Annotated in this window: 7 protein-coding genes and 1 pseudogene; 1 reads left to right on the top strand and 7 read right to left on the bottom strand. The window is 72.6% G+C overall.

What is annotated here, in order from left to right; genetic code table 11:
• From ACLF5H_RS27545 to ACLF5H_RS27530, 4 genes and pseudogenes are all read right to left on the bottom strand, one after another.
• Positions 1–630: pseudogene (locus ACLF5H_RS27545) on the bottom strand (ATP-binding protein); the annotation flags it as partial.
• Positions 630–1,331 (bottom strand): DUF4255 domain-containing protein, encoded by a 702-nt coding sequence (locus tag ACLF5H_RS27540; protein ID WP_421678703.1) that lies wholly within the window; start codon positions 1,329–1,331, stop codon positions 630–632. The pseudogene ACLF5H_RS27545 and the gene ACLF5H_RS27540, both read right to left, overlap by 1 nt.
• The gene (locus ACLF5H_RS27535) at positions 1,328–4,558 is read right to left on the bottom strand and encodes a hypothetical protein (RefSeq protein WP_421678702.1); all 3,231 of its coding nucleotides are present in this window, start codon (positions 4,556–4,558) and stop codon (positions 1,328–1,330) included. The genes ACLF5H_RS27540 and ACLF5H_RS27535 overlap by 4 nt, the downstream gene beginning before the upstream one ends.
• 167 nt (positions 4,559–4,725) lie before the next feature.
• Positions 4,726–5,397, bottom strand: a complete 672-nt coding sequence (locus ACLF5H_RS27530; protein WP_421678701.1) for a helix-turn-helix transcriptional regulator — start codon at positions 5,395–5,397, stop codon at positions 4,726–4,728.
• A gap of 226 nt (positions 5,398–5,623) precedes the next feature.
• Between ACLF5H_RS27530 and ACLF5H_RS27525 the strand changes: the two genes are divergently transcribed.
• The gene (locus tag ACLF5H_RS27525) at positions 5,624–6,979 is read left to right on the top strand and encodes a hydrolytic protein (RefSeq protein WP_421678700.1); all 1,356 of its coding nucleotides are present in this window, start codon (positions 5,624–5,626) and stop codon (positions 6,977–6,979) included.
• Between the two features lie 404 nt (positions 6,980–7,383).
• On the opposite strand, the gene sbnA is transcribed toward ACLF5H_RS27525, so the two are convergent.
• Genes sbnA through ACLF5H_RS27510 form a run of 3 tightly spaced genes read right to left on the bottom strand, consistent with a single transcriptional unit; the run spans position 7,384 to position 10,515 of the window.
• Positions 7,384–8,409, bottom strand: coding sequence for a 2,3-diaminopropionate biosynthesis protein SbnA (sbnA, locus tag ACLF5H_RS27520; protein ID WP_421678699.1), 1,026 nt, complete (start codon positions 8,407–8,409; stop codon positions 7,384–7,386).
• 34 nt (positions 8,410–8,443) lie between these two features.
• Positions 8,444–9,514: a 2,3-diaminopropionate biosynthesis protein SbnB gene (gene sbnB / locus ACLF5H_RS27515; protein WP_421678698.1), complete on the bottom strand. Its 1,071-nt coding sequence runs from the start codon at positions 9,512–9,514 to the stop codon at positions 8,444–8,446.
• Positions 9,511–10,515 carry a TauD/TfdA family dioxygenase gene (locus tag ACLF5H_RS27510; protein WP_421678697.1) on the bottom strand — a complete coding sequence of 335 codons (1,005 nt, stop codon included), beginning with the start codon at positions 10,513–10,515 and terminating at the stop codon, positions 9,511–9,513. The genes sbnB and ACLF5H_RS27510 overlap by 4 nt, the downstream gene beginning before the upstream one ends.
• Between the last annotated feature and the right edge of the window lie 9 nt (positions 10,516–10,524).

Below are 10,524 nucleotides of genomic sequence, written 5' to 3'. Positions count from 1 at the left end.
ACCGGCCCGCGCCACGTCGGCGGGCTCGGCCGTCGGATCGGCGTCGGCCTCGCCGAGCAGCCCGGCCAGCCGCGCGTCCGGCTCGGTGCCGCCCAGCAGATGCGCGCTCACCCGGTCCGGTACCGCCAACACGCGGGACAGCGGCGGCCGTTCGGGCTCGGTGACCTCGATCAGACCGCCCGCGATCAGCGGCGCCCCGGGGGAGAGCCGGAAGCGGGCCGCCGACGCGGCGGGCAGTCCGCACAGCTCAAGGGCGAGGGCGACCGTCGGCCGACGGCGCGTCAGATCGTCGTTGAGATAGCCGTACAGCCGCTCGAACCGGGGGTCCAGGTCCGGGGCCAGGGCGACCAGGAGCAGATCCGTGTCCAGTGGCGAGAGCCCGAACCGCTCGGCCAGCAGACCGAGTTCGGACGTCGGGGGCACGGGTGGCGGCTCGTGGTCGGGCAGCCCGAGGCCGCCCCGCCCCGCCAGGATCCGCTCCACCGCCTCCGGGGTCAGATACTGGCCCCGGTACGGGTCGTCGGGATCAGGGTCGACGGCGCGCCGCGCGGCCACCGCGTGCCGCACCCGCTCCTCGATCAGCCGCAGCCGCGCCCACAGGACGTCCACCTCGGCCTCGGTGGCGTACATCAGGCCTGCCTCCCCCGACGGCGCCGGGCCGGGACCGCGGGCCGCTCCCGGGGGCCGGCGAAGCCCTCCGCACCGGGGTCGCCCACCTCCTCGTACCGCAGCCGCCGTCCCGGCGCGGGTTCCCCGTCGGATCCGAGCCCGCCCGTGCGCACCAGCAGACCCTCGGTCACCGGCGGCGCGGCCGGGCGCGCCACGGCGGCGAGCGGCGCGCGCACCCGGACCCCGAGCGACGGCTTCAGCTCGCCGTCCAGCGCCGACCACACATCGGAGGCGGACGGCGCGTCGATCCCGCCCCCCGCGGTGTCCAGGGAGACCGTCAGGCCCAGCTCGGCGAGCGAGCCGGTGAGCATCTCCTCCGGCAGCGCGTCCGTGCTCACCAGCGTGCCCAGCACCTGGGAGAGCAGCCGGTGTTCGTCCTGCGGGCGGCTCGCCCACGCCGTGACCAGATACGTCAGGTCGAACCAGCGGGGCGGGGTGCGCCGCGCCACCACATAGCCCTCGGCGTCGTGCACCTCACCGGCGCCGCTGCCGCGCCGGGTGGCGTCCTCCTGGATGTGGTACAGGAAAACACACACCGTGGGCGCGTTGCGGCGGGCCGCCCACTCCCGGGTCGGGGCGTCGAAGACCACCTCGACACCGGACGCCTCGAGTCCGGACCCGGCGAGCAGCGCGCGCAGCGCCTCGTCGACCTCGTGGATCATCGGCGGGTCACCTCGTCCGGCGGCTGCACACTGCCCGTCACCACCAGGAAGTCCGTCTTCACCGGGGAGAAGCCGGGGCCCCGCGCGGTGATGGTGCGCGGTCCGGTCTGGTCCTTGGTGAGGATCAGCAGCTGGCCGATGAAGGTGCCGTCCGGCTTGGGCACGGTCGGCGCGGCGGCCGCCGTGATCCCCGGCTTCCAGGTGAAGCGCACCGGGGCGCCCGGCGGGAAGTCCTTGCCGCGCACCGAGGTGACGAAGCCGGGCTTGCCGATCGGCGGCACCGCGATGATCTTCGGCTGGAGGATCCGCAGCTTCGTACTGGCCTTGTTGTCCCGGAGGTCGGCATCCGTGCCGGTGGTGGTCAGCACGCCGGTGGCCCGGCCGGTCAGCGCGTGGTCGGGGGCGAGCACCACCCGTACGACGGTGCTGGAGCCCGGCGCCAGATCCGGCAGCGCGCACAGCCAGGAGCTGTCGCAGCCCGGCGGCGGACCGCCGTTCGGGATCCCGGCGGGCAGCGTGATCCGCAGCCGCAGCCCGGTGGCCAGCGCGTTGCGGCCGTTGCGCACGGTGTACGTCACCACGACCCGGCCGCCGACATAGCCCGGGTCGGGCTGGGCGGTCACGGTGACCCCGGGGCCCGCCTTGGGCGCGGGCGGCGCGGGCGGCGCGGGCGGGGGCGGCGGCGGGGTGGGCGTATGCGTGGGCGTGGGTGTGGGGGTCGGCGTGGGCGAGGGGGGCGGGGTCGGCGGCGCGGGCGGCTGCACCGGCACCACGGTCCTGGCGGCGTTGTCCCCGGGCTGCGGGTCGACGACGCTGCCGGTGACCGACCAGTCGATCGGCTGGTCACCGGTCACGTTCCCGGTGACGGTCACGGTGACCGGGACCGTCGTACCGGGTGGCACCACCCCGAGGTCGCACTGGAGCGTGGCCGCGTCACAGGTGCCGCCCGGATAGGTGACCTTGGTGACGGTCACCCCGGCCGGCGGGGCCATGGTCAGCCGGGTGCCGGGCGAGGCGGCCGGGCCGTTGTTGACGACGTCCACCGTCAGATCCGCGGACTTGCCGACGGTCACCGGCGGTGTCGTGCCCGGGGCGTGCACCGCGAGGTCCACCGACTGCTCGACGCTGGGCTCCTTCTGCCGCCCCGGCAACTCGGTGGTGAGCTGGGAGACATGGCCGGTCGAGACGGTCAACACATAGAGGTTCTCCGGGCAGTTGACCGGAGCGTCTTCGCGCGCGCTGAACACGATCTGGGAGCCGTCCGCCGTCCAGGCCGCGTCGCGCGGCTGGTGCGGTCCGGTGACCGTGGTGTCGGGCAGCTGCTGACGGCAGCCGTCCGCGGTGCCCCGCGCGGCCTCGGGCAGCAGCACCTGGCAGCTGTCGCCGGACACGGAGGTCAGCAGCAGGCCGTTGCGCTCGTCGACGAGACCGCCGCCGTTCTTGCGGTTGAAGGCGATCGAGCGGCCGTCGGGGGAGAAGGCGGGGCTGTCGTCGATGACCGAGCAGTCGCCGGGGCAGTTCGCCGCGCTGAGGTCCTTCTGCTGGTTCAGGTCGTTGATCGGCACGGTCCAGATGTGCTTGTTGCCGCCGTGTCCGTCGATCACCGCGTTGCGGGTGAAGGCGAGCAGGGTGCCGTCCGGCGACCAGGTGGGCTGGGCGTCGCTGCCGTTCTGCTGTCCGGCCGGCGGGACCACCTCGTGCACGATCGCGCCCGTGGTGGCGTCGGCGATCAGGATCCGGCCGGGACCCGACGCGGAGCCGACCCCGCCCGGCGAAGTCCGGGTGAACGCCAGGTACTTGCCGTCCGGCGAGAACGTCGGGTCGGTGTCCCAGTCCTGCGGCCCCCGCCCCGCCAGCGGCATCACCCGCGGGTTCTGCCCGTCGGCGTCCGTCGTCCAGATCCGCTCGATCCGTCCCTGGCCGCTCGGGGCGTCCTCGAACCGGGTCACCACGATCCCCCGGCCGTCCGGCGTGTAGTTCTGCCGCTCGGTCCACGGGTCGTACCCAGCCGCCGGCTGGAACAACGGGTCCTTCGTCGGATCGGTGTTGGTGCCGGCCGCCGGGTCCTCCTGGAGCACCGGCACCCCGAGATCGCGCGGGTCGGAGCCGTCCATCCGCACGTCCTGCAAGGTGGCAACCCGCTGGTCGGGCGTCGCGTCCACGCCCTTCACCGCCGGTGCGGGCTCCGAGAGCCGGTCCACCACCGGGTAGCCGCCGTCCGCGGGGCCGACCCAGGTCACCGAGGAGACATCGCGGTTCTCGCTGAGCACCAGATCCGGGTCCGGGTGCGTGGCGGGGTCCTGCGGGGCCCGCCACACATGGTTCCAGTCACCCTCGCAGGAGCAGGTGTGGTTGGTGCTGAGGAACAGCACGCCGTTCCCGTCGGGCATCCAGGCCGCGCCATGCGTCGCCCACTGGGCCGCGGTGCCCGCGAGCAGCGGCTGGTCGCCGTCCGGGCGGCCCAGCTCCCGCAGCCGGGGCCCGGTCTTGGAGTCGGCGGTGTAGGTGTACGCGAGCAGATTCCGGTGCGCGTCGTCGTTCACCGGGTTGAACACCGGCTCGGTCGCCGTGCCGCCGAGCGTCCCGGTGAGCGCGGTCGCGGTGCCCCCGGCCAGCGGACGCGCATAGATCTGCGCCCCGGCGGCCGCGTCCGGGTTCGCGCTGTAGGCCAGCCGCTGCCCGTCCGCCGACACCGTCGGGCTCTGCTCGTCGTACGGCGTGTCGGTCAGCCGGGTCAGACCGGTGCCGTCGGTGCGCACCAGCCACAGATCGCGCTGCTTCTTGCCGTCCGGGCCGCCCGGCTCCGCCGAGTCGAACACCACCGAACCGCCGTCCGGGGTCAGCCGGGGATGCGCCGCGTCCCGGCCGCTGGTCAGCTTGCGCACCGAGCCGTCCGCCGCGCGCAGATAGATCTGCGGGCGCTTGTCGTCACGGCGGCTCGCGAACACCATCGTGTCGCCGAGCGCCGCCGGCTGCACGTCGTAGTGCGCCGGGCCCGCGCCGAACAGCGGATCGCTGCTGTCGGTGCCCGCCACCCGGCCCAGGCTGCGATGGTCGGTGCCCGCGAACGCCACCCGCGCGGGCGCGGTGGCGGCCGTCGGCCGGACGGGGTCCGCGCCGCTCGGTCCCGAGGCCGCGGTCACCGCGAACAACGGGATCAGCAGCACCAACGAGGCGCCGAATCTCCCCAGTCGGCGCTGCCCGCCGGGGCCAGCGGTGCCGTTCACGGTCCACCTCGCAGTCTCGGTACACATGGGTGCGCCCCGCCACTGTGCGCCATGGGCGCGCCCGGCGGCAGGGCGGCGGGGACCCTCCCGGGGGAAGGCCCCGTTGCGCTTTCGGGCAGTCCCCGGGTGCCCGGACAGCCGTAGGGCCGGTTCGCGCCGAGCCGCCGTCAGATCAGCCCGTTGCGCAGCGCGTACCCCACCGCGTGCGCCCGGTTGCGCAGTTGGAGCCGCGTGGTCACCTCGTGCAGCACGTTCTTGACGGTCCGTTCGGAGTACGACGTCTTCTCCGCGATCTCCGAGGTGTCCAGCCCCTCCGCCACCAGGCGCAGCATGTCCGCCTCGCGCGCGGTCAGCGTGGACAGCGAGAGGCCGCGCGGGTCGAGCGCCGAGCGCTGGAGGCTGCCGACATGGCTGAGCAGCTTGCCGAGCAGATCGCCGGGCAGCACGCCCTCGCCCTTGGCCAGCGCCAGCACCAGGTGCAGCAGCCGGTCCTGGTCCGCCTCGGAGCGCCGCAGCACCGCGCCCACCCCGGACTCGATCACCCGTTGCAGCGCCGCCGATTCGAAGGTGCCCACCACCAGTCCGGTGCGGGTGGCGGTGTTGCGCTGGAGCCGTTGCAGCAGGGCCGTCACCTCGTCGTCCACGGTGTCGACGACCACGAGCGAGATCTGCGCACCGTCCGCCTCCCCGTCGGACACCAACTCCAACTCCGGTCGCTGGCGCAGCTGTTGGACGATGCCGATGTGCAGGACGAGATCCTGGGCGTAGACGGCCACGGTCACCCGGTCCGGGCGGCTCACGGAGGCGGGCAGGGTCCCGCCGGGCATCTGGACGATCATGAAGGTACTTTCTTTCGCAAGGCCGGACATGGTGGCGTTCTTCAGGACGCGACCCGGGCGACGGCGGTGGCGTCCGGGGCGGTGGGATGGAGCACACGACGCCTTCGGCGTGTCAGCTCGCCTCCCGCTCGATGGAGTTGACCTTGGCCGCTGCGGGCACGTCGACTGCCCGGAAGTTGCCCCCGTATCTCTCGTGGTGGTTCGGGTATGGCTCTACCGTCGTGGCGTGACGCCATCTGCAGCCTCTTCCGGACCCGGCGCCCCCGGCCTCGACATCCCGGGCGCCTCGGTGACCCCGGGCGGCACCGCCACCACCAGCCTGACCGTGCGCAACGACAGCGACATCGTCGAGGCGTACACGCTGGAGGTGGTGGGCGACTGCGCGCCCTGGGCGACCGTGGAACCCGCGCGTATCTCGCTCTACCCCGGCACCTCCGAGACGGTGACCATCACGCTCGCCCCGCCCCGCTCGCCCGAGGTCCGGGCCGGCGATGTGCCGCTGGGCGTACGGGTGTTGCCGGCCGAGCACCCCGAGTCGGTCACCGTGCCCGAGACCACGGTGCACATCGAGGAGTTCCACGAGCTGCGGACCGAGATCCTCCCGCGGCGCCGGCGCGGCTGGCTGCGCGGCCGCTACCGGCTGGCGGTGCGCAACGAGGGCAACACCCCGACGCGGATCTCCTTCCGGCCCGAACAGGCCGGGGAGGAACTGCGGTTCGGGTTCGTCCCGGCCGATTTTGCGCTGGAGCCCGGCGAGTCGGCGGAGACCCGGCTGCGGGTGCGCATCGGCAAGCCGGTGTGGTTCGGCAAGCCCGCCGTATGGCCGTTCACGGTGCACACCGCGGACGGCGCGGCCGAGGCGCAGGCCGAGGCGAGCGCCCGCCCCGCGACGTATGTGCGGCCCCCGCTGGAGGCCGAGTTCGTCCAGATCCCCATCTTCCCGAAGTGGCTGCTGGCCCTCCTCGCGGCCATCCTCGCCCTGCTGCTCGCCTGGTTCGCGCTGGTGCGCCCGGCGGTGCGCAGCGCGGCCCGGCAGGCCGCCGACGAGGTGGTCCAGCCGCGGCCGACCCCCGGCGGCGGCAAGAACGGACAGTCGCCGGGGACCGGCAACGGCACCGGCACCGGAACGGGGACCGGTGACGGCACGGGCAAGGAACAGGGCGGCTCCGGTCCGGGCGTGCCCGCGGGCGGCGGCCCCGGCGGCACGGGCACCTCGGGCGGCGGCGAGCAGAGTTCGGCCACCATCGACGTACAGACGTCCGGCGGCCAGGCCAAGACGGGCAGCTACACGGTGCCGCAGGGCAAGGTGTTCGGCGTGACCGACATCGTGGTCGCCAACTTCCAGGGTGACGAGGGGGTCATGACGATCAGCTTCGGGGACCGGAAGATCACCACGATCGCGCTGGAGACCTTCCGCAACCAGGACTACCACTGGGTCACCCCCATCGAGATCCCCGCAAACGCCACCGTCACCGCGAACGTGACCTGCGCGAAGCCGGGCACACCGGCCACCGGCCGGCAGGCACAGCAGTGCCACGAGGTCCTGAACGTGAGCGGTGTACTCGCGAACGTCACACAGTGAGGTGGCTTTTCTGAAAATAGTTCGCCTGGTGTGGCCTGTGTGGGAAGGGGCGACTTTCACTCCGTCCGAAAACCGATACCGGGCCTGACTGTGCAGGAAATGTGCAGGTCAGTGCGGATGGCCAGGCAATTCAAGGCCGTACGGAAGCGGGACCGGGGCCTGGGGCGTGGCGTGGTCCGGACGGAATGGCCTATTCCCTACCGTTCGTGTGGGGGACGGTGGTGAGAGGGGGCGCGCGGGTGCCCGCACGCCCCCACGGAGATGCCCTCCGGTACCGGGCGGGGGTGCCCTTCGGTACGGCGTGAAAGTGCCCTCCGTCGCACCGGCGCGCTGCCCTCCCGGGCACGCCGAAGGGCGCCTTCCGGGCAACATCCCCGGTCAGGCGCCCTTCCCCGGTCGAGGCGCTAGGGGCGGCGCCTCTGCTCCGACGTCCGGGTCGCGGTCTCGACCTCCTCCGTCACGGTGCCCAGCCCCTCCGCCGACAGGACGTGATCGCCGTACAGGTCCTGGAGCCAGTTGGTCTGGTAGACGGTGTCGAGGTAGCGCTCGCCCATGTCGGGCGCGATGGCGACCGCGGACAGTCCGCGGGCGTCGTTGCGGGCGAGCCAGTCGGTGGCCCCGCTGACGACGGTCCCGGTGGAACCGCCGAACAGGAAGCCGCGGCGGGCCATCCGGTGGCACATGCGGATGGTGTCCGCCTCCTCCACCCGGATCACCTCGTCCACGACGGACTCGTCCAGCAGCGGGGGGCGCATGCTCATGCCCAGGCCCGGGATCATCCGGCGGCCCGGCTCGCCGCCGAAGGCCACCGAGCCCACGCTGTCCACGGCGACGATCCGCACCGGCCGGTGCCACTGCCGGAACCAGCGGGCGCAGCCCATCAGGGTGCCGGTGGTGCCGGCCCCGATGAACACCACGTCCAGGTCCGGGAACTGCTGGGCGATCTCCGGGGCGGTGGTGCGGTAGTGCGCCCGCCAGTTGCCCGCGTTGGTGTACTGGCTGAGCCAGACGTACCGTTCGTCGGACGCGCACAGCTGACGCACGTACTCGATCCGCGTGCCCAGGAATCCGCCGTTGGAGTCCTGGTCGGCGATGACATGCACCTCGCTGCCGAGCGCCTCCATCAGCAGTCTGGTCGACAGGTTGCAACGGGAGTCCGTCACACACAGGAACTGGTAGCCCTTGCTGGCGGCGATCATGCTGAGCGCCACGCCGAGGTTCCCGGAGGAGGACTCGACAAGGATGGACTCCGGCGTCAGGAGTCCGTCCCGCTCGGCACTCTCCACCATCTCGTTCGCGGCCTTCAGCTTGATGGAGCCGGCGAAGTTGAAGCCCTCGCACTTGAGATGGAGGGGTTGACCGCAGATCGACTTCAGGTCGACGAAGAGATGGCCCTCGTTGAAGGCATAGGGAGCGGTAATGACAGGCACGGCGGACCTCCTGGTGCCGGGCCGAGGACGGGCCTCAGCCGTACCGGCGCAGGTCGTGGAAGAAGTCGTCGATGAGGCGGAGGCTGCCCGCCCGGGAGACCTCGTCGTAGACGAATTTGCCGACGGCGAGATCGAGGACACCGAGTCCGAAGGGCGAGAAGATCACCGGCCGGTCGGTCGGCGGCGCGGCCCGCCCCTGGAGCACGTCGTTGAGCGTGCCGTTGAGGAAGTCGCGGTCGCCGGTGAGCTGTTCGACCAGATGGGGTGAGGTGTCGGCCTTCAGACAGTGCTCGACGTCGTCGACGAAGTTGGCGGCGCCCAGCAGGACTTCGGGGGCCAGGTCCCGCAAGGACACATGCAGGACCAGCGGGTTGTGGTCGAACCACGCGGGATCGGTCACATGCGGCTTGCCCGCGACCGTGGCGAAGACCACGAGGTCGCTGTCGCGAACCAGGTCCTCGGCACGCTCGTGCACGGTGACCTGCCCGCCCGCACCGCTCTGGCGCAGATACCCCCGGAACCCCTCGGCGCTGTCGGCGGACACGTCGTGCACACCGATCGCGTCGAACTCCCAGCCGGTGCCGGCCAGGAAGGTGTGGATGTACCGGGCGATCAGACCCGTGCCGAAGAACCCGATCCGCGCGGGCCGGGTCCCCCGGCCGCGGCTGAGGCAGTCGGCCGCCAGCGCCGCGGACGCGGCGGTCCGGGTGGCGCTGATGATGGAGCTCTCCAGACAGGCGAACGGATAGCCCGTCTCCGGGTCGTTGAGGATCAGCACCGCGGAGGCCCGCGGCAGCCCGGAGCGCACATTGTCCGGGAAGCTGGAGATCCACTTCAGGCCGTCCACGTGCACCGAACCGCCGATCGAGGCCGGCAGCGCGATGATCCGCGAGTTCGGACGGTCCGGGAAGCGCAGGAAGTACGACGGCGGGTTCACCGAGTCCCCGGCGCCGTGCAGCCGGTAGGTGGCCTCCACCAGCGCCACCAGTTCGCGCTCGCGCCCGGTCAGCGCCTGCTGCACCTGGTGCCCGGAGAGCACCGAGAACGTCGGCACCGAGGGCCCGCCCGCCGCCCGCTCGGCGGCTGTCGTCAGCAGATCGGTCATCGCTCGCTCGCCTCCGGGGTCGGGCGGCCGTCGGCGAGCCGGTGCGGCTCCGCCATGCCCACCAGCACCTGCCGCTCGCCGCCGAACGGCTCCCGGCTGTGCGCGGTGGAGATGTTGTCCACGAGCAGCAGATCCCCGGCCTGCCAGGGCTCGCGCCGGGTGTGTGCCTCATAGGTGGAGTTGAGCAGTTCGACCACCTCCGCGCCGATCGGAGTGCCGTCCCCGTAACGGGTGTTGAACGGCAGCCCGTCCTCGCCGTACATGTCCACCAGGTACTCGCGCACCTCCGGGGAGAGCGTCCACTCGTTGAGGAACGCGATCTGGTTGAACCAGCAGCGCCGGCCGGTGACCGGATGCCGGACGAGGGCGCTGCGCCGCTGCTCCGTGTAGAGCGAGCCGTCCGGCCGCCAGGTGAACTCGATGGCGTGCGCCCGGCAGTAGCGCTCGATCTCCGCGCGGTCCTCGGTACCGAAGGACTCGGCCAGCGAGGCCCCGATCTCGTCGTTGTAGCTGCGGGTCAGCAGCCAGCCCTCGCGCTCGAACCGCTCGGTCAGCGAGGCGGGCAGCGCGTCGAGCACCTCCTCGGCGTCGGCCACCGCCGTCGCCCCGCCCTCCGCGGCCGCGGTCAGGCACGCGAACAGCATCAGGGACGGCACGTCCAGCGTGTAACTCAGCTCATGGTGCATGCACATCGGCTGATTGGCCGGCCATGGAGTGGAGGAGTACACGCCGGGCGCGAGGACCTCGCGCGGTGCGAACGCCTCACGCTCCGGCATCAGTTCACCGCTGATCCGGGCGAAGACGGCACCGACCTGGTCCGCGTCCCGGAGGCCCAGACCGCGCACCAGCAGCGCCCCGTGCTCGGTCACCAGCGCGCGCAGCGCCTCGCGGTGCTCGCCCGCCCAGTTCGGGGCGTCGCCCGGGGAGTCGACGCGCAACAGCGCCGGTCTGTGCGGCCGCAGCTCCACCTCGAGCTGCGCTGCCAGGGATGAGAACGGCATCTCGGTTTC

This window comes from Streptomyces sp. LaBMicrA B280, assembly GCF_049222185.1.
GTDB lineage: Bacteria > Actinomycetota > Actinomycetes > Streptomycetales > Streptomycetaceae > Streptomyces > Streptomyces murinus.
The sequence above is the reverse complement of the archived record's forward strand: the minus strand, read 5'-3'. Positions and strand labels throughout refer to the sequence as shown.